23 protein-coding genes and 1 tRNA gene are annotated in these 22,480 nt (G+C 62.5%); 18 read left to right on the top strand and 6 right to left on the bottom strand.

Annotation, left to right across the window (positions count from 1 at the left end):
* Position 1: 1 nt before the first annotated feature.
* On the top strand, positions 2–439 hold the full coding sequence (locus tag BW940_RS07970; protein ID WP_076608657.1) for an RNA-binding protein: 438 nt from the start codon (positions 2–4) through the stop codon (positions 437–439).
* Positions 440–478: 39 nt separating this feature from the next.
* Here BW940_RS07970 and BW940_RS07965 read toward each other — a convergent pair whose 3' ends face one another.
* Positions 479–679 carry a hypothetical protein gene (locus BW940_RS07965; protein WP_076608656.1) on the bottom strand — a complete coding sequence of 67 codons (201 nt, stop codon included), beginning with the start codon at positions 677–679 and terminating at the stop codon, positions 479–481.
* 130 nt (positions 680–809) lie between these two features.
* Here BW940_RS07965 and BW940_RS07960 point away from each other — a divergent pair, with 130 nt between their 5' ends.
* Positions 810–2,573 carry a YcaO-like family protein gene (locus BW940_RS07960; RefSeq protein ID WP_076608711.1) on the top strand — a complete coding sequence of 588 codons (1,764 nt, stop codon included), beginning with the start codon at positions 810–812 and terminating at the stop codon, positions 2,571–2,573.
* 147 nt (positions 2,574–2,720) lie between these two features.
* On the opposite strand, the gene BW940_RS07955 is transcribed toward BW940_RS07960, so the two are convergent.
* Complete coding sequence (locus tag BW940_RS07955) at positions 2,721–3,200, bottom strand: hypothetical protein (protein ID WP_084776741.1); 480 nt, start codon at positions 3,198–3,200, stop codon at positions 2,721–2,723.
* A 128-nt stretch (positions 3,201–3,328) separates the two neighbouring features.
* Here BW940_RS07955 and BW940_RS07950 point away from each other — a divergent pair, with 128 nt between their 5' ends.
* From BW940_RS07950 to BW940_RS07925, 6 genes are all read left to right on the top strand, one after another.
* Positions 3,329–3,808: a cupin domain-containing protein gene (locus tag BW940_RS07950; RefSeq protein WP_076608655.1), complete on the top strand. Its 480-nt coding sequence runs from the start codon at positions 3,329–3,331 to the stop codon at positions 3,806–3,808.
* 291 nt (positions 3,809–4,099) lie between these two features.
* Positions 4,100–4,600, top strand: a complete 501-nt coding sequence (locus BW940_RS07945; protein ID WP_076608654.1) for a hypothetical protein — start codon at positions 4,100–4,102, stop codon at positions 4,598–4,600.
* A complete protein-coding gene (locus BW940_RS07940; RefSeq protein WP_076608653.1) occupies positions 4,593–6,188 on the top strand; it encodes a sodium/proline symporter in 1,596 nt (531 codons plus the stop codon). Before BW940_RS07945 ends, BW940_RS07940 begins: the two co-directional genes overlap by 8 nt.
* A 17-nt stretch (positions 6,189–6,205) precedes the next feature.
* Positions 6,206–6,670, top strand: coding sequence for a hypothetical protein (locus tag BW940_RS07935; RefSeq protein ID WP_076608652.1), 465 nt, complete (start codon positions 6,206–6,208; stop codon positions 6,668–6,670).
* Between the two features lie 132 nt (positions 6,671–6,802).
* Positions 6,803–7,414 (top strand): (d)CMP kinase, encoded by a 612-nt coding sequence (gene cmk / locus BW940_RS07930; RefSeq protein WP_076608651.1) that lies wholly within the window; start codon positions 6,803–6,805, stop codon positions 7,412–7,414.
* Between the two features lie 88 nt (positions 7,415–7,502).
* Positions 7,503–9,176 (top strand): AMP-binding protein, encoded by a 1,674-nt coding sequence (locus tag BW940_RS07925; protein ID WP_076608650.1) that lies wholly within the window; start codon positions 7,503–7,505, stop codon positions 9,174–9,176.
* Between the two features lie 88 nt (positions 9,177–9,264).
* Here BW940_RS07925 and guaB read toward each other — a convergent pair whose 3' ends face one another.
* Positions 9,265–10,767: an IMP dehydrogenase gene (gene guaB / locus BW940_RS07920; protein ID WP_076608649.1), complete on the bottom strand. Its 1,503-nt coding sequence runs from the start codon at positions 10,765–10,767 to the stop codon at positions 9,265–9,267.
* Between the two features lie 550 nt (positions 10,768–11,317).
* Here guaB and BW940_RS07915 point away from each other — a divergent pair.
* Both BW940_RS07915 and BW940_RS07910 read left to right on the top strand, forming a co-directional pair.
* Positions 11,318–12,220: a DUF5794 domain-containing protein gene (locus BW940_RS07915; protein WP_076608648.1), complete on the top strand. Its 903-nt coding sequence runs from the start codon at positions 11,318–11,320 to the stop codon at positions 12,218–12,220.
* Between the two features lie 52 nt (positions 12,221–12,272).
* A tRNA-Trp gene (locus BW940_RS07910) sits at positions 12,273–12,447 on the top strand.
* A 90-nt stretch (positions 12,448–12,537) separates the two neighbouring features.
* Here the strand turns inward: BW940_RS07910 and BW940_RS07905 are convergent.
* Both BW940_RS07905 and BW940_RS07900 read right to left on the bottom strand, forming a co-directional pair.
* On the bottom strand, positions 12,538–12,960 hold the full coding sequence (locus BW940_RS07905; protein ID WP_076608647.1) for a universal stress protein: 423 nt from the start codon (positions 12,958–12,960) through the stop codon (positions 12,538–12,540).
* A gap of 155 nt (positions 12,961–13,115) precedes the next feature.
* A complete protein-coding gene (locus tag BW940_RS07900; protein ID WP_076608646.1) occupies positions 13,116–13,628 on the bottom strand; it encodes a macro domain-containing protein in 513 nt (170 codons plus the stop codon).
* Positions 13,629–13,742: 114 nt separating this feature from the next.
* Here BW940_RS07900 and BW940_RS21755 point away from each other — a divergent pair, with 114 nt between their 5' ends.
* Positions 13,743–13,910, top strand: a complete 168-nt coding sequence (locus BW940_RS21755) for a hypothetical protein (protein WP_173834865.1) — start codon at positions 13,743–13,745, stop codon at positions 13,908–13,910.
* A gap of 187 nt (positions 13,911–14,097) precedes the next feature.
* Here BW940_RS21755 and dpsA read toward each other — a convergent pair whose 3' ends face one another.
* A complete protein-coding gene (gene dpsA, locus BW940_RS07895; RefSeq protein ID WP_076608709.1) occupies positions 14,098–14,643 on the bottom strand; it encodes a DNA starvation/stationary phase protection protein DpsA in 546 nt (181 codons plus the stop codon).
* Between the two features lie 206 nt (positions 14,644–14,849).
* On the opposite strand from dpsA, the gene BW940_RS07890 reads away from it, so the two are divergent.
* The 7 genes from BW940_RS07890 to BW940_RS07860 all read left to right on the top strand — a co-directional run bounded on the left by BW940_RS07890 (position 14,850) and on the right by BW940_RS07860 (position 22,470).
* Complete coding sequence (locus tag BW940_RS07890) at positions 14,850–16,319, top strand: aldehyde dehydrogenase family protein (protein ID WP_076608645.1); 1,470 nt, start codon at positions 14,850–14,852, stop codon at positions 16,317–16,319.
* A 65-nt stretch (positions 16,320–16,384) separates the two neighbouring features.
* Positions 16,385–17,503, top strand: a complete 1,119-nt coding sequence (locus tag BW940_RS07885) for a YhjD/YihY/BrkB family envelope integrity protein (RefSeq protein ID WP_076608644.1) — start codon at positions 16,385–16,387, stop codon at positions 17,501–17,503.
* 93 nt (positions 17,504–17,596) lie between these two features.
* Positions 17,597–18,019, top strand: a complete 423-nt coding sequence (locus BW940_RS07880; RefSeq protein ID WP_076608643.1) for a hypothetical protein — start codon at positions 17,597–17,599, stop codon at positions 18,017–18,019.
* 233 nt (positions 18,020–18,252) lie between these two features.
* Positions 18,253–18,930 (top strand): hypothetical protein, encoded by a 678-nt coding sequence (locus tag BW940_RS07875; RefSeq protein WP_076608642.1) that lies wholly within the window; start codon positions 18,253–18,255, stop codon positions 18,928–18,930.
* Positions 18,931–19,092: 162 nt separating this feature from the next.
* Positions 19,093–20,469, top strand: coding sequence for a metal ABC transporter substrate-binding protein (locus tag BW940_RS07870; RefSeq protein ID WP_076608641.1), 1,377 nt, complete (start codon positions 19,093–19,095; stop codon positions 20,467–20,469).
* Positions 20,470–20,617: 148 nt separating this feature from the next.
* Complete coding sequence (locus BW940_RS07865; protein WP_076608708.1) at positions 20,618–21,361, top strand: metal ABC transporter ATP-binding protein; 744 nt, start codon at positions 20,618–20,620, stop codon at positions 21,359–21,361.
* Complete coding sequence (locus BW940_RS07860; RefSeq protein ID WP_076608640.1) at positions 21,358–22,470, top strand: metal ABC transporter permease; 1,113 nt, start codon at positions 21,358–21,360, stop codon at positions 22,468–22,470. Before BW940_RS07865 ends, BW940_RS07860 begins: the two co-directional genes overlap by 4 nt.
* The last annotated feature ends 10 nt before the right edge of the window (positions 22,471–22,480 follow it).

The raw sequence follows: 22,480 nt of genomic DNA, 5'->3' as shown, positions 1-22,480 counted from the left end.
GATGCCACAGATCCCGCTTCACTACGTCGATTTACGCACGTTCTGTTATGCCACCGAGGACGAGAAACGCGTCGAGGAGGCGCTCCGAACCTTCCTCCCCGAGGAGTTCGAAATCGAACGCGTCGAGAGCGAAGGCCACTACGGCGACCGCATTCTCGTTCTCTCGGCCCGCGTCGAGAGCGCCGACGACGTTCGTCACGTCCTGTCCCGGCTCGCCGACCTCGAGTCGTTCGACCAGGTGATCGACGAACTCGACGAGCGGGTCACCGAGAACACCGAACTCTTCTTACGACTGGACAAGCAGGCCGCCTTCGGCGGCGACGTCCGCCTGGGTGATGGGATCACCTTCCGCGGCAAGGTCGAAGCCTACCCGGCGAAGAAGGCCCAGGCCGTCGACAACGCCGAGGACGTCCTCGAGCGACTGCGCGACGAAAAGTAATCGGCCGGTTCGTTCGAGGTGGCTGTTCGTGAACCTCGCTTAGCGAAGCCGACGAACTGCTCGGAGCACCACCGAAACTGCCGTGCCGAGCCCCGGGACGCGAGTGGAGGCGGCGGCCGCACCGAGCAACAGGAGGGCGCTGCGCTTGCGACCGTTTACAAACTCGACGGCGGCATCGATGAGCGTCGTGACGGTACTTGCGTCTTTCAACAGATCCGTTCGATCTCGAGTGGTGGTCATCGTAGACGACTCGATGTCGTCCGTCGACAAACGGTGGGTGCTTGCAGGTGTCGGCCAGCTCGAGAACGCCACCGACCCGGGCCGATCCGTGAGCGCGGCGCTTTTGACGCCGGCCTGTGACCGTGTTCGTATGGACATCCACGTCGTCGGTGACGACCCGGTTCGTGCGGCCGTCGTCGCCGCGCTCGGAGACGTCGATATCGCCGTCGAAGACGCCAGTCCGGACGACCTCGCCGACGCCAGATTCGCCGTCGTCAGCGACGTCGCTGGTTCGGGGACGTTCACACGGGCGAACGAGGCCGCGCGGGCGGGGAACACCCCGTGGATCGCCGTCGAAATTGGCGGCGTCGGCGGCTACCCGCTCGCCGACGTCGACGCGGCCGTCTCGGGCTTTGCCCCGGCGACGGGCTGTTTTGACTGTCTTCGCCACCGCGTCGCATCGAATCTCGAGGACGGGGCGACGAGCGACCGCCCGCAGGCCGATCGCAGCGCCGCTCGACTCGCCGGCGCGGTCGCCGGCCGGGAGTGTGTCCGGGTGCTCTCCGGTGAGGACCGCTCGGTGATCGGACAGACGGTCGAACTCCCCCACAACAGACGGCGATTCTTACCCGTGCCGGGCTGTGACTGCCAATCCGAGCCACGAACACGAACGCTCGAGCGCGACGACGACTCGCTCGCCCTGGACGCGGCCGTCGAACACGCGGAAGCGGCGATCGACGACCGCGTAGGCATCGTCAAGACGATTGGCGAGATCGAGTCGTTCCCCGCGCCGTACTATCTGGCGACGACGGCGGACACGTCGGGCTTTAGCGACGCCAGCGCGCCGACACAGGCGGCCGGCGTCGCGGACGACTGGAACGCGGCGCTGATGAAAGCCGTCGGCGAGGGCCTCGAGCGCTACTGTGCCGGCGTCTATCTGAACGACGAGTTCGTCCACGCCAGCGAGGACGACTTAGAGCGCGCTGTTTCACCCACTGATCTCGTTCGGCCCGCCGACGCGCCCGCCTACGACTCGAGCGAGACGTACCGGTGGGTTCCCGGCGAGGAGCTCGCGACCGGCGAGTCCGTTCACCTGCCCGCCGCGGCGGTCCAGTTTCCCCAGCCCGGCGCGGCGCTCGTGCCCTCGATCACAACCGGGCTCGGACTCGGCTCCTCGACCGTCGATGCGCTTATTTCGGGGCTGACCGAGGTCATAGAGCGCGATGCGACGATGCTGGCGTGGTACTCGACGTTCGACCCGCTCGGGCTGGCCGTCGATGACGACGCCTTCGCGACCCTCGAGCGCCGTGCACAGAGTGAGGGCCTGTCGGTGACGCCGCTGCTCGTCACGCAGGACGTCGATGTGCCCGTAATCGCCGTCGCCGTCCATCGAGAGCCTGAGACGCTGGACAGCGACGTCGACCCCGGCGACGACGAGTGGCCGGCGTTCGCCGTCGGCTCCGCGGCCGGACTCGACGCCACGGCTGCCGCGCGGTCGGCGCTCGAGGAGGCCCTGCAAAACTGGATGGAACTCCGGAATCTGGGGCCCGAGGAGGCCGCCGAGGCGTCGGGGGCGATCGGTGAGTACGCAGCCTTCCCCGACGCTGCGCAAGCGTTCACCGACGTCGATCGGACGATCCCCGCAGCCAGTGTCGGCCCGGATCCGGTTCCCTCGGGAGGGGCGGCACTCGAGGCACTCATCTCCCGGACGACCGACGCCGGCCTGACGCCGTATGCCGCCCGGCTCACGACCCGAGACGTCGAGGAGATCGGCTTCGAGGCGGTTCGAGTCGTCGTCCCCGGCGCACAGCCGCTGTTTACGGGCGCGCCCTATTTCGGACAGCGAGTCCGGCAGGTGCCGGACGACCTCGGGTTCGAGCCACGGCTCGAGCGGGCGTTTCACCCGTACCCGTAAGGAACCCAGACGACCACTGTCGCTGTGCTCGTTCAGGTCGCCTCCTGAGATGGACCGCTGTCAGTCAGTTCCGGCGCGATCACAGACTGCTCGCGATCGCGCCGGTACATCGCACAGATCGTCGGAAAAAACAGTCCGCGGTCGGGACTACTCGTCGCCGGCCGTGTCGTCGGATTCATTCGCGTCGGCGTCTCCGTCGGATTCGTTTGCTGTCGTTTCGTTCGCGGTGGCCGCAGCCGACTCGTTCTCTCGTACATCGACTTCGAACCCGTCGTCGTAGAGCGTAATCACCACCAGCGTGGTGTTCTCTGTCAGCGACACCGCTTCGACATCCGACTGTTCCTCGTTGGCGATTCTGGCAACGCGAAGGCTCTGGGCGGTTTTGTCGAGGTTCGGTGCACCGACCGTCTCACCCGGCGACACGGAGATACTCTGTTGGTAGCTTTTCCGGTCCACCTCGCGCTCGTAGGCCTCGAGGTGGAGATTGTGCGTGCGATCGGCTTCGCTGTGGATCTCGAGGGGGATGATCCCCTGTAGCCCGAAATGCTCTTTGACGCCGTCGACACAGCCTGCAAGCCCAGCGGTCGCAGCTACCCCGATGACCTGAAGTACCCTACGGCGGTTCACGGTCGCTTCTCAGGGGTGGATAAACGTAGGCGTTACCCTTCGCCGGCTCATTCTCGTCCTCGGCGCTCGGTTTTCCGAGCGGATGTTAAATCGTGTGGTTTTATCCCGTGATAGAGAAACACCTGCATATGGAGAAAGTCACGATCGACGACGTCGACGTCGAACCCAACCCGATGGGGGTCCACTCGGTCAGACGGCCGGTTTCACAGGCGCTTGGCATGACAGACTTCGCGATGAACTACTTCGAACTCGAGCCCGGCGAGTCGTTCTCGGGTGGCTTTCATACACACCACGATCAGGAGGAGGTCTTTTACGTTCAGGAGGGTGTCGCCACGTTCGACACTGAAGCGGGTGAGGTCACCGTCGAAGCAGACGACGTGATTCGGTTCGCGCCGGGGGAGTTCCAGCAGGGGTATAACGACTCCAACGAGCGAGTCGTCGGGTTCGCCTTCGGCGCGCCCGGGGCGAAACACGACTGGGACGAAATCGAGTCGCTGGTCTACTGTCGGAACTGCGAGGCGGAGGTCGGCCACGGCCTTTCGCTTACCGACGAGGGCGCGTTCCGACTCACCTGTGGCGGCTGCGACAACTCGTTCGTTCTGGACTGACCGTCGTCGGCGCGTCCGAGGGCCGGTCGTCGCCGTTCCGGTTGTGCACCCGCTTCAATTTTTATATTACTTTTGATACTTCGTCCTATTCGAGTGCTGACATCCACGGTGGTTGTTGACATGTTAACGGACAGCTTCTCAGGGCTCCCTAACATGTTCACTAGCATCGCGGCGGTCGAGAGCGGTCTCACGATAGGGCATGGTCGCTCCCGGACTCGAGACAGTTCGGGCTCGAGTCATTGTCGTGACCGCTTTGCGGACGGAACCAGCCGCATGACATGAGTGATAATAATGACACGAAATGGAATTATGGGTGTTATCAGTGTGCTCTCGCTTGGCGCGCTGGTAACGGCAAGTCTCGGGTTGTATCGGGTGTTTTCGTTCATCGGCGCTGCGTTCATCCTCTCGGTGATCGCCTCGGCCACGATCGAACGAGGTGAGCGTGACTTCGATCTCCAACCGTACACCGGGCTGATCGGTGGGCTGACAGCGTTTTTGTTGCTCGGGCTGGGTGGAATCTGGTTGACGTGGGAGCCGGGTGTGACCGAATACACCTACGCTCTCGGGATCCCGATTCCGACGCTCATCTACTTCGGGTTTATTTGGCTGTTGCCACTTACTGCCGCAGTCTACTACTCGTTGATTTTCGATCGAATCGCAGGCGAGGAGATCGTCGACGACATCATCGACTCGGCTCGCAAACACCAGCGCCAGACATCGTTTCCGCTGGCACCGGAGCAGCCGTCACGGCCGACCGAAGTGGCCGATGGGGGTGAGGTGAACGATGAGTAACGCACCCGCCGTGCAGCCGATCCCGCTGCAGGAAGGCGGTATTCCCGTCGCTGACGATCCCGTTATTCTCGGGTTTGGGGTTGTGTATCTGTTCGTCGTGATGCTGATCGGCGTCTGGGGCTGGATGCGAACGAACTCGACGAGTGACTTTCTGATTACGGGGAAAAACATCGGCACGTGGGTGCTCGCGCTGACCGCATTCTCGGTGATTCAGTCGGGCTTTGGGTTCGTGGGCGGCCCCGAACTCGTCTACTCGTTCGGGACGACCGCGCTGTGGATCTTCTTCACTGCGCCGCTTGGCTTCTTGCTTACGTGGATTGTCCTCGCAAAGCGGATGCGACTGATGGCGGACGTCCGGAACGTGTTGACCCTCGCGGACGCGATGTACGCCCGCTACGAAAGCGACACCGTCCGTGGCCTGACCGGGGTCGCAGTTATGATCGGCGTGGTCGCCTACCTCGCGACGAATCTCGCCGCCCTCCAGTTCGTCATGCGGGCGATCTTCGGCATCCCCGTCATCTGGGGCCTGCTCGGTGGCGCGTTGATCTTGCTGTTGTACAGTATGCTCGGTGGCATGATCGCCGGCGTCTGGACGGACTTCCTACAAGCGATCACGATGATCATCGGAGCCGGCTTCGTCTTCGCCTACGCCCTCTCCTTTGGTGGCGGCATGGGCACCATCTCGCGGAACCTGGCGAGTGCGGATCCGAACCTCATCTCTCCGTTCGGCGCGATGGGCTCTGCGAGCGCGGCCGTCCTCGTGGGAATCGCGTGGTGGATCCTGTTCTCCGTCGGTGCGGCCGGCCAACCCCACCTGATCACCAAGTTCTACATGAGTCGGAACATGACGATCCTGAAATGGGGTGCCCCCATCGCGGCGATTTCCTATGCGATCTCGAGTCTGATCGCGTTCTCGGCGGGGCTCTCGATGCGGTCGATGGTTGAAGCCGGCGAGATCGGCGAGACGTTCGCTGCCTCTGAGGTCGGCCCCGTCTTCGTCCTCGAGTACACGCCGAGTGTCGTCGCCGGGCTCATCCTCGCGGCACTGCTCGCGGCGATCATGTCTACGAGTGACTCGTTCCTCAACATCGGCGCGGCAGCTGCCTCGCGGGATATCCCGCGAGCGCTCGGCCACCCGATCACGGACGACCAGACTGAACTCCGCGTCACACAGGGTGCGCTGGCCGCGTTGACGATCCTCTCGACCGGTGTCGTCTACTACTCTGACGCGCTGGTCGGCATTCTCGGCACGATTGGCTGGGGCTTTTTTGCCGCCGCGTTCGTCCCCGTCGTCGTCTTCGGGCTGAACTGGAAGGGCGCGACGAAAGAGGGCGCGATCGTCGCACTGGTCGCCGGGCTCGGCATCAACATCCTCTTTAGCGCCGTCCCCATGGCGCTCGAGGTCGCCGGCTTCGACGGGCTGGCGGCATCGATCATGTGGTGGTACCCATACCCGGACGTCTTCCCGGTCGGCACGGTCGCACTGTTGGTCGCCACCGTCCTGTTCGTCGGCGTCTCGTTGTACGTCCAGACGGTCACAACGGACCGAAGCGTGCCGACTGACTTACATGCGCTGCTCGAGCGATGACACCGTCTCTCGAGGCTATGACTGAGACCGACACCCCGATCGCCCGACTCACGCACTGGCTCCGTCAGCGGCCGAACTCGATCGAGTTCTGGGAGCTGGTCGTGACCGACGACCGCGTCGTCTGGTGTTTCGTCGGCGAATCCTACCGCTCGATGCTGTTGCGAGCGGATATGGGCGAACGCGACCGGGCGATCGTCGACGACAGCAAGCTGGACGAACTCGAGGCCCTCGCCGAGGAGAACTTCGAGATCCCGCTCGAGGCCCTCGAATCGATTCGACTCGTTGCGGGCACACGATTCCGCCGCGCCAAACTCGAACTCGAATGGCGGGACGATGCCGACAGCCGTTATGACGGACAGATGACGCTAGTCAGCACCAGTGACGCCGACGCACAACGGGACATCGTCGCCTCCCTCGCGGAGGATCCACGCCTCGAGCACGTCGATATCGAACTCGACACGCGGCGCTGGCCGTTTTTCTGACGGTGTGTTCGGGAACACGTGTTCCCGCTCGCTGCCGCTCTCACAGCGAGACCCTGCGGTGTCGATCGCAACCGAGACTCGAGTGCGTCGTCAGCCGGATATCTTTTCACCCTGAACGGTGAGTATTCCTGTATGTCCACAGAGAATCCGTCGACGGCCGAAATTGACACCACACTGTTCATCACCGTCTCCGGGCCACCGGGCTGTGGGGCGACGACGCTGTGTACTCAACTCGCCGAGGCGATGGGCTGCCCGTACGTCTCCGGTGGGGACATCTTCCGCGAGATCGCGGACGAACAGGAGATGACACTCAACCAGCTGACGGCGAAAGCTGACGAATCCGACGAGATTGATCGGGCGATCGATCAGCGTTTGCAGTCGATCGCCGAAGAATGGGGGATGGCGAACAAGCCGTTCATCCTCGAGTCGCGGCTGGCCGGCTGGCTCGCCGGCGAGCGCGCCGATCTTCGGATTTGGCTGGATGCCCCAGAGGACGTCCGACTCGCTCGCATCGAAGACCGCGGCGAAACGGAAGCCGAGATGCGCGTCCGGGAGGTCAGCGAGGCTGGCCGCTACAAGTCCTACTACGAGATCGACATCGACGAACGCGAGTTCTACGACCTCAACATCAACACCGCACGCTGGAGCAAACGCGGCGTGTTCGAACTCGTCCGCGCCGCCTTAGAAGAGTACGATCCCGAAGCCGACGAGGGGGCGTTCGAAACACCGACCGTCGATCTATAACTCAAGGCGCGTTCGGCCCGAGTTATTGCTGACCTGCTTGGCCGGTGACGCCGGTTCTTTCTTGTGATATGTCGACAAACACCATGGCATGTCGTACTACGTTACGGTCGACGGCGAGACGGACGCGGCGGCTCGCGAGTCGTTTTCGTGGGACGTTCCCGACGGCTTCAACGCGGCTGTGGATCTAGTCGGCAAACACGACGGCGACCAGCCCGCACTGGTGCAGGTGAGCGCCGACGGCTCGCGGACGACGTACACGTTCGGCGACCTCGACGCACGGTCGAACGCCGTCGCGACCGCGCTCGAGGCGCGTGGTATCGAACACGGCGACCGTGTCGCTGTCGTCGTCCCACAAAAGCCGGCGAACGTGCTCACCCATCTCGCCTGCTGGAAGCTGGGGGCGATTTCGCTGCCGCTGTCGGTGCTGTTCGGCGACGACGCGCTCCGATACCGGCTGACCGACAGCGACGCTCGCGTCGCCGTCGTTGACGCCAGCCAGCGCGAGACGATTCGCGAGGTCGCACCCGACTGTCCGGCACTCGAGGCCGTCCTCGTGGTCGACGGCGCGAGCGCTGAATCCCTCGATAGCGAGCGAGTCGGCAGGACCGCAATGGAGCCGTTCGATGACGCGGTCGACTGGGAGCAGACGACGTTCGAGCAGGCAGACACCGACGTCGACACGCCTGCGATCATCATGTATACGAGCGGCAGCACCGGCGAGCCCAAAGGCGTCCTTCACACCCACGGCGTCTGGCTCGGCCACTGTCCGGCGTTTCAGCTCTACTTCGAACGCGACGTCCGCGACGGCGTCTACTGGACGCCTGCCGACTGGGCCTGGATCGGCGCACTCGGCGATCTCGTCTTTCCCGCTTGGCACTACGGGCAGCCGGTCGTCGGCTATCCCATGGGACCGTTCGATCCCGGGCGCGCGTTCGAACTCATGGCCGCAGAAGACGTGACGAACGCCTTTCTTCCGCCGACCGCGATCCGGATGCTGATGGACGTCGACGACCCGACCGAGCGCTACGATCTCTCGCTCGAGGCGATCTGCTCCGGTGGTGAACCGCTGACGAACGAGATCCTCGAGTGGGCCGACGAGGCACTCGCGGGCGTGATCGTCAACGAACTCTACGGGCAGACGGAGGCGAACCTGCTCGTCACGAACTGCCGGCAGTGGTTCCCGGCGAAACCGGGCAGTATGGGGAAACCAGTGCCCGGCCACGACGTTGCGGTGCTCGATCCCGAGACGGGCGAGCGGGTCGAGGCGGGCGAAGTCGGTGAAATTGCGGTTCGCCGCGGTGACGATCCCGTGATCTTCGAGTCGTACTGGAACGACCCGGTGAAGACGGATGCAGTAACGCTCTCAGACGGGCCGGATGGCGACCGCTGGCATCTGACTGGCGACCTCGCCGAGCGAGACGACGAGGGGTATCTCTGGTACATCTCGAGAGACGACGACCTTATCATCACGAGCGGGTATCGCGTCGCGCCGCGAGAGGTCGAGGAAACGATGCTCACCCACGACGCCGTCGCGCAGGTCGGTGTCGTGGGTGTGCCTGACGAGCGACGTGGTGAAATAATCAAAGCAGCCGTCGAACTCGCACCGGAGGCGTCGGCAACCGACGAGTTACGAGCCGAGCTTCGCGAGTTCGTTCGCGAGCGGCTGGCGGCCTACGAGTACCCGCGCAAGATCGAGTTTCGCGAGGAGTTGCCAACGACGACCACGGGGAAGATTCGGCGAACGGAACTCACGACGGAGTGATACGGTCTGCTGTAACGAGTTACCGCCGATCACCAGAGACGGGGTCGGTGATCGGCGGTCAGTGACGACAGCAGTCCGTATGAATCGTTTAGCTGTTGTCGGGCGAGTAGTTCGGCGCTTCGTCGGTGATAACGACGTCGTGGGCGTGGCTCTCAGCCTGGCCGGCCGAGGAGATGCGGACGAACTCAGATCGCTCTTTGAACGCCGGGATCGTCTCGGCACCGACGTAGCCCATGCCCGACTGCATCCCGCCAGCGAGCTGGTGGAGTTCGGATTTGAGTGTCCCCTTGTACGGCGTTGCGGCCTCGACACCCTCCGGGACGTACTCGTCGTCCTCGTTGGGTTCGTCCTTGAGATATCGGTCGCTGTCGCCGGATTTCATCGCGCCGACGCTTCCCATGCCGCGGTACTGCTTGTACTTCTTGCCGTTCATCGTGACGACGCGGCCGGGGGCCTCGTCGGTGCCAGCGAAGTAGGAACCGAGCATGACCGCGTCCGCGCCGGCGGCAACCGCTTTGATCGCATCGCCGGAGTAGCGGATGCCGCCGTCGGCGATCACGGGCACGTCGTGTTCGCTCGCCACGTCCGCGACCTGTGTGACGGCGGTGATCTGGGGCATGCCGGCACCGGAGACGACACGCGTCGTACAGATCGAACCCGGACCGATACCGACCTTGATCCCATCCGCGAAGTCGACTAGATCGGCAGCCGCCTCGCGGGTCCCGACGTTGCCGACCACGACGTCGGCGTCGACGGATTCTTTGATTTCTCGAGCGCCGTCGATGACGTTCAGGTTGTGCGCGTGGGCGGTGTCGATAAACAGCACATCAGCGCCGGCCTCGTCGGCGGCCTCCGCGCGGTCTTGCTCGAAGGGGCTGACAGCGACCCCACAGCGGAGCCGGCCGTCCTCGTCGCGGACGGCTTCTTTGTACTCCCGGCGCTGGAGGATGCCCTGCATCGTCACGAGGCCGACGAGGAGGTTCTCGTCGTCGACGACCGGGACGCGCTCGATCTTGTGCTCGTACATCAGTTCGAACGCATCGCGAGGGTCGATCTCCTCGGGTGCCGTAATGACTTCGTCGGTCATCGCCGCAGTGACCGGGTCGTCTTCGTTGACCTCGAGGTGGGGCCGGATGTCGGTACTCGAGATGATCCCGAGCACTTCACCACGGGTGTTGACGACCGGTGCGCCACCCACGCCGTTGCGGGCCATCCGTTCGTCTGCCTCGCGGACACTCATCTCGGGGGCGACGGTGACGACCGAGTCGAGGGGAATAATGAGCTCGTCGGCGCTTTTGACGCGTTCGATCTCCTCGACCATCTCGTCGACGTTCATGTTGCGGTGGAGCACGCCGAGGCCGCCGTGGCGGGCCATCGCGATCGCCATCCCGCTTTCGGTGACGGTGTCCATCGCCGCCGAAAGGATCGGGACGGAGACCTCGACGTTTTTCGAGACCTGCGAGGTGAGATCAGCATCGTCCGGTTCGACGCGACTCTCCTTCGGGCGAAGGAGCACGTCGTCGAACGTTAGCGCTTCCGGTACTGCCAGTTTCGAAGAATATTGTCCCTCTTCGGGAACGTCGTTCGCCATGTAAACCGTCCGAACCCGTGGGCAAAAAGCGTTGCGAGATATATTTGGGTGTCAACGGTTGACGCGGCCGTCAACGGCCGATTCGGCGTGTTCAGCGTCCTCACACGTTCGACAGCAGTAGCTGGGTCTCGACCGCTCGAGTTCGGTGGCACTCTCCCGGTTCGTGAGTGCTCATCAACAGTTTCAAAAGAAGACGATTGTCTACCAGGAGCCGATCAAAACGCTGGTATTCGATCGCAAGCCCGTACATTTACTCGCAGATATGGGCGTCAGTGCCGAAAACACGACGAGTTGTGCAACGGTTTCCCACACAACGTTTATTGACACTCCGGTGTATTATCTGGGTATGTACGCTGTGAGTTCCAGTGAATCCCGAACCGGTGGTCGGATGAGCCGTCACTCCGCCTCCAAATTTACATTCGGGAATCAGCATACAAAACTCACAGCACGAGGTCGCAATCGGACGAACTGGTGGCTCACCCACCACTCCCTTCGGGATCGTCCACCCTATTACCCACCGGCCTCGGGTCATGGCCATCGGCCCTGACCGATGAGTACGTCACGACACCCGGTTGCCCTCCGTCTCGAGCGGGTAGTCGGTGGTGACGCGCGGTTGTTGGCGCTGGTGATGATGCTGCCGCTGATCGACGGCGTCTTTCCGGCGTTGATCCTCGCGGGCGCGTTGGACGATCCACTTGGCGCGATCCAGGTCGGGCTGTTGATCTTCGGTGGTAGCGCCACCGTTGCGGTGATCCTCGCGGATATGACCGGTACGCCGCGTGAACAGACGGCGATCGTCCTGGTGGTCGGCATCCCGTTGATACTGCTTGCGGCCGTCCAGGCCGCTCTCGCGCCGGCGATCGGCAGCGTCCTCGATAACGTCATCATCACGCGATTCGCGGCACTAGTCATCCTCGCCATCGCGGCCAAAACCGCCAGCGCGACGATCGGCGAGTATCTGCCAAACCCCGTCGTCATCATCGGGCTTGGACTCGTCGCGAGTTTCGACCCTAACGGCGCATCCATCGTCGTGATGGACGACCCCGCACTCGTTGCCAACGCCGTCCTCGCCGCGGGCGTCGGCGTCGGCTTCGCGCTTTCGATAGCCCTCGGTGGGCCGTACCTGCGCGAATACATGGACATTGACCGCTTCCGCTTCGGCAGCGCCGTCGCGCTCGGCTTGCTCCCGCTCTCGATGCTCGGGATGGCCTTCGGGCAGGCCCCCCTCGCAGCGCTGGTCGTCGCCGCCGTCTTCGCGATCGATCTGCCACTCGAGCGCGACTCGAGTCCGTCGGACGACACCCCCGAAGACGACAGTGGACCGGTAGCAGACGGCGGCGACGGGGAGCCGGAACTCGACGATGTGGACCTCGAGCCAGTTGACGAACCCGACGAGGGGACGTATCCGGGCGACGATTCGACGGATACCGAGGGCCGCGCCCCGTGGCTGTAACGCGGTTCCGAATCGAAACCACTTTAGGTAACATCCCCCAACTGGATGACGAGGGGTCGTGGCCAAGCCAGGGATGGCGACTGACTCCAGAGGCAACGCGCCCGGGACGACACTCCAGACTGATATACTGATCGGACACCTGATCAGTGTCCGTGTGATGACCCTCTGGAGTTCCGAGGCGCACCGGAGATATCAGTCGATCGGGGGTTCAAATCCCTCCGACCCCATTTCCTCACCGCGAACAACTTCGTGAGCGAGTTCGCTGTCGTTCAGGCGAAGATATCAGCGTTTGAGTTGAACCCCTGATCGCGATACCGTCAGACTGCCTGGACGGGAATCTCGGTGAGCCGTATCACTCGCTCGGTGACGCTTCCCAGCGGTGTTCCCCGATCGTTGGTCGCTCCTCGACGCCCCATCACGATCAGGTCGGCATCGTGCTGCTGAGCGTGGGTGATGATCTCTTCCCACGGAAGCCCTCGACAGCACTCGCAGTCGACCTCGAGTCCGAGGTCCTGGGCACGTGCTTCGATCTCTGCGAGCATCTCGGTGGCCTCATCCTCGACTTTTTCGTGTTCGGCCTCGACGCTCCCGAGCGCCGGCGGTCGCCCGTGGCGACGTTCGTCGACAACGTAGAGACACACGACCGTTGCGTCGTACTGTGTGGCGAGGTTTAGACCCTGCTCGACGCCACGAGCGGCCTGTTCGCTTCCATCGGTCGGGATAAGGATCGTATCGTACATTATCGTTCACCCACTTACTGATGGGAGACAGACCATAGTAAAGCTGGTAGCAATTCTCAATGTATAGAAACGAGTACCCAGTTCCCGCCACGCCGTAAGCGACGGGGGCAGAGCGGTTGTCGACGGTCGGTCTCGAATCGAATCACGCGCTTCGTTTAGTCTCGACTGTGATTCCCATCGATCGCCGAACGAATCGTCTCGTACTCCTCGTCAGTATAAGTAATAAACCGGACGTCCTCGAGCGACGCCGGTTCGTACGCGCTGATTTCCTCGCCGATGATCTCGGCACCGCTGGCGAGGTCGAAACCGGCGACACCGCAGCCAAGCGCCGGGATCACGAGCGATCGGCAGCCGAGATCGTCGGCCGTCTCGAGCGAGTTCCGCGTCGCCTCACGGATACTCTCGGCAGTTGCCTGCCCATCACCGTAGTGGGGCATCGCGGCGGCGTGGATGACGTAGTCGGCGTCGAGATCGTAGGCGTCGGTGACCGCGACCGCGCCGAGGTCGACCGGCCCCTTCGACATGGCTTCCTCGTTGAGCTCCGCGCCCGCGCCACGTCGGAGCGCGCCGGCGACGCCAGAGCCCATCCGGAGACTCGTCCCGGCAGCGTTGACGAGCGCGTCGGCGGACTGTGCGGCGATATCGCCCTGAACGACGTCGAACTCCATACTCGAGGTAACGAGCGCGACGGAGTTGAAAGTGTGCCACGGGGACGCGTGGGGATGGTATAAACTTAGGCCGACCAAAACCTTTTTAGATTTAGGCTCGCCTAAGTCCACGTAATGGACGTGCCTGCCCGACGGGAAGACGCTGAACCCAACGAGAAACCGGAAGAGTCGGCAGTAATCGTGACTAGCCACGAGACCCGCCCCGGCAAAATGGTTTTTACCGAACGCGACAACACCGACGGCTGGATCGCGACGGATTTTACTGTCGATCTCGAGCCCTGAACAAACACATCGATCGAGGGCTGGTGGTCCGCTGATCACGTTTCATGCTGTGACCGCATTCAGCGACCGGTGTGGCTCCGTCGTCTGATCGCGACGCTCGTCAAAGAACGGGCTGACGGGCTGGTGACATCTCGTGTTCGACCGGCTGAAAATGGAACCTCGACCGTTACCGTCGCCGTCCGACCTGTTATTTCGTTGCTTCTTCGAGCACCAGCGTGTCGTCCTCGAGGTAGTGCTCGAAGTGGTGGCCGTCTTCCTCGAGCGTGACGAGGATTTCACGGAGGATCTCGGTGGTGGCGTAGTCGCCGAGGTTTTCGGCGAGTTCGATGCTGTTGCGCATCGATTCGATGATATCGCCGTACATTTCGAGATCGTTTTCCAACATCGTGCGGACGTCGTAGACGTCCTCACCCTCGAACTCGACGGTCGCCCGTCGCTCCTGGGCGGTCGGACCGGAGACGGGGACGCCGCCGAGGGCCTGTGCGCGCTCGGCGATGACGTCTGCGCCGTCCTCGACGTGTTCATAGGCCTCTTCGAGGAACTCGTGGACCGGTAGGAACTCCGCACCCTCGACGACCCAGTGGTGCTTTTTGAGCTGGTGATACAGCACATACGCGTTTGCCAACTCCGTATTCAGCGCATCGACGAGCTGTTCGGCTTTGTCTTGCTCGAGACGAAGCTCGTTTTCTTCGACGGTGTCGGCCTGCTGACGGACGGTCTTCTGGGTGCTCATCGTATTACACAGGTACACGCGCATTCCACTTAAAGATTACCCATGACGGAATATTTTTTCTATATACAGAAACTATTGTTCTTGAATGCTGCTGATAGATTTCCGTATATAGAACGTGCGCGAAATAGTGCGTACTACGTTACACCGCGATTGTATTTTTTCAAGTATGAGTAAACATTTTTAGGGTGGAGGTTCAAGGAGTTCGTATGGCAACGAGAGTCGCACAGCGGAGAGAGCGGATCTACGTCGACGGGGAGTGGCTCGAAACCGAGAGCGTCATCTCGGTCTCAGATCTCGCCGACGGTGGCAGCTTCGCACAGGTCGCCGCCACGGACCCAGCAACGGCACACGCCGCACTCGAGGCGGCCCACGAAATCAAACCCGAACTGCGGGAGACGACGGTCGTCGAGCGCGCGCGGTGGTGTGAGACGATCGCCGAAGGGCTTCGTGAACGTGAAGAGGAACTCGCAGAGGTCATCGTCCGCGAGGCTGGCAAACCGATCTCATCGGCCCGCGGCGAGGTCGAACAGGCCGCGACGCGGTTCGACCGCGCGGCCGAAGAGGCCCGAACCGTCGTCAGTAGTGGCGAGTATCGCGAAGGCTCGACCGAGGGCCACGAGGGCTGGCAGGCGATCGTCAAACACGAGCCGATCGGTGCAGTGCTCTGTATCACGCCGTATAACTATCCGCTGGCGACGACGGCCTTACAGGTTGCCCCTGCACTCGCCGCCGGCAACAGCGTCCTGCTCAAACCCGCGAGCAAGACGCCGATCTCGGCTGCGATCCTCGCGGACGTCATCGCCGACGTCGACGGCATCCCGAACGGGGCGTTCAACTTCGTCCCGGGCGAGGCGAGCGAGATCGGAGACCTGCTGTCGGGTGACGACCGCATCAACGCGATCGCCATGACTGGCTCCTCGGGCGCTGGCAAACACGTCGCCCGCGAGAGCGGCATGGTCAACCTCCACATGGAGCTGGGTGGCAACGCCCCAGCGATCGTCTTCGACGACGCTGATCTCACCGACGTCGCGGGCAACTGCGCGAAGGGGTCGTTCAAGTACGCCGGCCAGCGCTGCTCGGCCATCTCGCGCGTGCTCGCTCACGAAGACGTCCACGACGACCTCGTCAACCTGATCGACGGGCAGATGGACGCCTGGCAAGCCGGTGACCTCTTCGACGAGAACACCGCGCTCGGCCCGCTTATCTCCGAAGATCAGGCCGACTGGGTCGAGGAACTCGTCGAGGACGCCGTCGAGAAAGGAGCCGAAATCGTCCGTGGCGGCGAACGCCGCGCCCCCGAGGGTGTCCCGGACGAACTCGGCAGCCAGTTCTTCGAGCCGACGCTGCTCGCGAACGTCCCCCAGGACGCCCGCATCGTCGACGAAGAGCAGTTCGGCCCGATCGCCGCCATCACCACCTTCGAAGACGAGGCCGAGGCGCTTGAGCTCGCCAACGGCTCCGACCTCGCACTCGACGCGGCCGTCTTCACGAACGACTACAAGCGCGCGATGCAGATGGCCGAGCGCATCGATGCCGGTGCGGTCCGGATCAACGGCGCACCGAGTCACGGTCTCGGCGACATTCCCTTCGGTGGTAACAAAGACTCCGGCATCGGTCGCGAGGGGCTCGACGCCTCCATCCACGCAATGATGCGCAAGAAGAGTATCGTGCTCTGAAAACGGAAACGGACACGGTTGCTGCAAGCCGACGGCCTATGACGGTTCGTTCCGCTTTCTTCCGTATGTCCACTGCCGCTCGAGACGCGGTTTCGTTCGGAAAGACGGTCGTCAGCGGGATCCAGGAAAAGAACGTCCCGTTCATGGCCGCGAGTATCGCGTATCAGGCGTTTATTTCGTTACTGCCGTTGCTCGTGCTGGTGTTCTTTCTCGTCACGATCGTCGGCGACGAGACGTTTGCGGCCGAAGTCACGGCAACGACCGAGGGATTTCTCCCCGAAAGCGGCCAGTTGCTGATCGAGGACGCTATCGAGGACTCGCCCGCGACGGCGGGCTCGTCACTGATCGGGGTCGTCGTGCTCCTGTGGGGCTCGCTGAAGATTTTTCGAGGGCTCGATACGGCGTTTTCGGAGATCTACGGCACAACTGGGGAGAACTCGTTCGTCGAACAACTCCGCGATGCGCTGATCGTCTTCGGTGCGATCGGCGGGGCACTGGTCGTGGCAGCCGCCACGGGCATCGCGTTCGCGTTCCTGCCGTCGATTCCGGGGCTGGGCGTAGTGCAGTCGCTTCTCCTCGTCGTCGTTCTCACGGCAGCGTTCTACCCGATGTACTACTACTTCCCTGACGTCGATGCCACTCGGCGGGAGATCCTCCCCGGCGTCGTTCTCGCAGCCGTCGGCTGGATGGCACTTCAGTCGCTCTTTCGTGTCTATGTGAGTTTTGCCGCCGATTCGGAGGGTGCGGGACCAGTCGGGGCCATCCTCCTGTTGCTGACGTGGCTCTACTTCGGCGGAGTGATCCTGCTGTCGGGTGCCGTCGTCAACGCGATCGGAACCGGCTATCTCGAGCCCGAACGCGACGAGCCCGAGTCGGACGCGACCGAACCGTTCGTCGACGACGATCGACGTGCACGCGAGTGCCTCACCGAGCGTGCCGACAGGCTCGAGCGCGAACGCGATAAGCTCCGGCTCGACCTGCACGCCCAGCGCGAGCGTCGAGCCCGTCTCGAGGACCGAGTGACGGCTCTCGAGGAGACGACCAGCACGCTCGAGGCCGAAAACGAACGGTTGCGGACCGAACTCGAGGTCCAGACGCGACAGGAACCGGCGTGGCGACAGCTCGCGCAAGCGGTGCTCAATCGCGTCCAGACAGTCAATATCGCGGTCAGCAAACGAAACTGACGGTGATCCCGACGGCGATGGTCTCGATGGGTGGGCATTGCGCTCGCTGATGGAGTCGGGACAGCTTAGTAACTCCTCCACGCACGCACAGTCGTGTCGCGCCCGGTACGAGACGCTCGACGACGGATCGAAGACGAACATGCCGCGATCATCGAGGGAATCGCCCACTGTGCGGAACAGGTCGCCGAGCCCTGGGACACCGCCCGGACCACCGATAGCGATGCGGTTTCCGAGCGGCTTCGGTCGGCACTCGAGGCGACGGGCCTGCTCGAGCAGCTCCCACTGGTGCTTGCAGACGTCGTCGCGGCGATGGGATATGAGTTGCGCGCCCAGCCAGTCCCAGCGCCGCCGTACGTCGTCGTCACGAGTCGTGGCCCGATACTGCGAGCGACGATCGAACCGGGGCGGCTCGTCGTTCGGTTCGATGCCTTCGAGGTCGTCCGTGATGACGATCCCGAACAGCCGCCGGCGTATCGACGCCGGGACGGGATTTGCCTCGATATATCCCTCCGGTGAGATTCGGGTGCGAATACTGGTACCATCTCGCGGCGAGCATCCAGAGTAGCAGTGTTATCAGAAATCGATGAGACAGTCGTCAGCAGTCGCGTCGGCCGACGGAGTTGCTCGAGTTAGTCACTGTCGCTTCTTCTATACCAGTATCTGTTATTGATCTGTATAGCATTGTTTCCTGTTAATAATATCGTCAAGTTCATTACCAACAAGTCATAAGCAACTGCTGGTAACTCCTCATGACGACAAACCCACACTCGACATCCCGCCGAAAGCTGCTTGCAACATCCGGTTCGATCGCGCTCATTGGTGCCGCGGGCTGTCTCGGTGACGACGACGACGGAGACAACAGCGATGAAGACAACGGCGGCAACGGTGACGAAACGACAGAGTCGACTATGACCCTTCTCGTGGAAGGAGTCGGTGGCCACGATCATAACGACGGTCACGACGAGCATAACGACGGTCACGACGACCATGATGACGGCCACGACGACCATGATGACGGCCACGACGACCATGACGACGGTCACGACGACCATGATGACGGCCACGACGACCATGACGACGGCCACGACGACCATGGGGTCGATATCGACCATGCTTGCGGCCATATGGACTACGACGAGTCCGAGTCGCTGACTGCGGGCTCGTCGGCCGAGGACGCGCCGACGATCTCGGAGACCCACCAGCCATACGAGGTCACGATCGAAGGCGAGGAAGGGTACGTTGGGTTCGAGAGCGACGAGGACGGAACCTTCGCCTTTTTCACCGATGTCGAAGGGACACTCGAGGCGCTCGACGGTCACACAGAACACGAGGAATCCGGTGTCGACGGCTGTGACGGGATCGAAGCCTACCACGTTGTCGACATTCACGAGGGAACGACGGTGCTTCGACTCGCCAGCACCGCCTGATCGGAAGCGTTCGACGACGGTTTTTGCCGATTTGGTGCTTGTCGAGCAACGGCCATCCCGTCTCTCGGGCGGTTACCAACGGACCCGATCGTGCTACCACGTGTTATTAACTAAGGCTTTTAGAATAATAATACTTTTAGTCGCGCGGTTCCACCGTCCGATATGGATCTGACACGGCGGTCAGTACTCAAACGTAGTGCTGGTGCCGTCTCACTGGGTGCGTTCGCTGGCTGTCTAAGCAGTCCCGACAGCGGAGGCGGGGAAGGTGGATATGCTTCCTTCTTTGCGCTCTGGGACTGGGCCAATCAGGTCGGCGGCGATGAGATGGCGTTCGAGAACCCTATCGACGCGGGCGAGATGGGCCATGGCTGGGAGCCGGACGGGAACCTCGCTCCGGAAATCGCCTCGAGTGAGGCGTTCGTCTATCTCGATACGCCCGAGTTTTCGTGGGCACAGGACATCGTATCGGACCTCGAGCGGGACTACGATGACAGTGTCACCGTGATCGATGGGCTCGAGGGATTAGGGCCGTATCTACTCCCGTTCGACGCGGAGCCGGTTCCGGAACCCGACACGGACCACGACTTCGTCCTCGAGGACCTGCAACTCGATGAGTTCGATCACGTCGATCTTCGATCGAACGAGGTGCTCGGCTACTGGCACATCGAACATTGGCATGGCGGGATTCCCGACGTTCCGCTCGATGAGAGCGTCCCGATCGGAGTCGTGATCGAGGACACTGAGGGACGGGTCCTCCCGCTGGGAGCAGACGAGCAGTTCCAACTCGACGCTCGACTCGCCGACGGAGCCGAGGACGGTGTCGTCGAGATTGAATCGAACGGAGATCACGTGGCGTTTCATGGCACGGCCCTCGGATCGACCGCGGTCATCCTCCAACTTCGTCGCGACGGGGAGGTCGTCTTCGAGACCGACGAGGAAGCGCTCGGAGTTGACGTCGTCGAAGAGCTATCGGAGGGGGCAGACGAGTTCCACGACCCGCACGTCTGGGTCGATCCGGTACTCGCCCAGCGAATCGTCGAGACGATCGCCGACGCGCTCACCGAGACCGATCCCGACAACGAAGACACCTACCGAGAGAACGCGACGGCATACATCGAGCAGCTGTCGGCGATCGATGACCAGCTTCGAGAACTCACCGAGACTGCCCAGCGCGATGTGGCCGTCTTCGTCGGCCACGACTCGTTTCAGTATCTCGAACACCGGTACGGTTTCGACTTCCGGACGCCGGTAGGAATCTCGCCGAACGAACGAATGTCGCCGTCAGCCGTCGCCGATCTGATCGACGTGATCGAGACTCACGACATCAATACGATCCTCTACGATCCCTTCGAAACTGGGTCACAGGATGAGATCCCGAGCGAGGCACAGACGCTGCTCGAGGAAAGCGATGCGACGAACGCCGAACCGATCACGCCCATGTCCGGGACCACACGCGAGTGGCAGGAGCGCGACTGGGGATATCTCGAGCAGATGAGAGAAATCAACATTCCCTCCTTACAGCAGGCACTCGATGAGTGAGCACATGAATGGGGTTCGACGGGCGATTACGGGAGTACTTTCGGCCGATAGTTCGCCCGATTCACGGGTCGGTTCGATAACGGATCGCGAGCAGCCAGCAGATGGAAGCACTCAACACAGTGCCGGTCGAACGTCCGTCGAGACCACAGTGAAACCGGTGATCGACATCGACGACGTGACGTTTGCCTACGGCGAAAAGACCGCCGTCGAGAACATCTCGATGTCGGTCGAGCAAGGGGATTTCCTCGGGCTGATCGGTCCGAACGGCTCCGGAAAGACGACGCTGTTACATCTCATGCTCGGCTTACAGCGGCCCGATAGCGGCTCGATTGAGCTGTTCGGCGAACCGGCCGAGGCGTTCGAAGACGGCGAACGAATCGGCTACGTTGCCCAGCGATCGACCGACAGGGGCGGAACGATGCCGATTACCGTCCGCGAAGCGGTGACGATGGGGCGGTTTGCACACGTCGGTCATTCGAGGCTGTCCGAGAACGATTACGAAATCGTCGACGAGGCCATCGAGACCGTCGATATCGCTGATCTGGCCGACCGCCAGATCAACCAGCTCTCGGGCGGCCAGCGCCAGCGAGCGTTCATCGCCCGGGCGCTTGCCTCTGAAGCCGACCTGCTGGCGCTCGACGAGCCAACGGTCGGCGTCGACGCCGAGTCTCGCGATCAGTTCTACGGCTTGCTTGATGATCTCAACACACAAGGAATCTCGATTATTCTCATCGAACACGACATCGATATCCTCACCAAACACGTGAACAAAATCGCCTGTATCAACAAAGAGCTGTACCATCACGGGGACACCGTCTCGTTCCTCGAGAGCGAGGCACTCGCCGAGGCCTACGGCGCTGCCCACGGCGTCGTCGAGCACGATCACTCATGAGCCTCGACACGAAACGGTCCGACGACGGCGAATCGGTCGCTCGAGCGACCGGTGGACTCGGATGGTTCGTCGCGGGCTCGAAACGGGAACGCCTCGAGTTCGCCGGCATCGTCGCGACGGCTGCGCTCGCGGTCGCGATGATTGGTTTTATTTTGTTCGACTGGCTTCGGTTCGCACCCGGCTGGACGGGTGTCGGCCCGCTTGCGGACATGCTGTTCGGTCAGTTTCTAATTGTCGGAGAGTGGATGGACTTCTATCTCGGGACGAACGTTTTCCAGCATCCGTTCATGTGGCGGGCGCTCGCGACGGGCGTGCTCATCGGCGTCGTCGCGCCGCTCGTCGGCACCTATCTGGTTCACCGCCAGATGGCACTCATCGGCGAGACGCTCGCCCATACGGCGTTCGCAGGTGTCGCCATTGGGCTGTTGTTCATCGCCGTGACCGGCTGGGACGGCTCGTTGCTGCTCGTCGCGCTCGTCGTGAGCGCACTCGGTGCGATCGGACTCCAGAAGCTGACCGAACGGACGAACACCTACGGCGATGTTCCCATCGCGATCATGCTCAGCGGCAGCTTTGCGGTCGGGACGTTGCTCATCAGCTGGGGCCGGGACTTCGCCTCGATGGCGGTCGACATCGAGGGCTTTCTGTTCGGGAGCCTTTCGATCGTCAGTCCTGAGGGGGCACAGATGGTCGCCGTCCTCAGCGTGGCCGTCGTCGCCGTCATCGCCATCACGTACAAGCAACTGCTGTTCATCACGTTCGACGAACAGGCTGCCCGTGTTGCACGTCTCAATGTCGATCGATACAATACGCTGCTGATTGTGATGACTGCCGTGGTCGTCGTCGGTGCGATGCAGATTCTGGGCGTGATTCTCGTCGCGGCGATGCTCGTAATCCCGGTCGCAACCGCGTCACAGCTCTCTCAGAGTTTCCGTGAAACGCTGTATCTCTCGGTCCTGTTCGGTCAAGCCGCGATCCTCGGTGGGTTAGCGTTCTCGATCGGCGCGAGTCTCCCACCCGGTGGCTCGATCGTCGTCGTTGCAATCGGCTTCTACGTGCTTGCGATCGCCGTCTCGGATCGCACCGGGTCGTCGATCACGATGCACTGAGACTAGCGTC

This window comes from Natronorubrum thiooxidans (assembly GCF_900156475.1).
Taxonomy (GTDB): Archaea; Halobacteriota; Halobacteria; order Halobacteriales; family Natrialbaceae; genus Natronorubrum; species Natronorubrum thiooxidans.
Note: the sequence above shows the minus strand (reverse complement) of the source record. Positions and strands in the feature narration are given on the sequence as shown.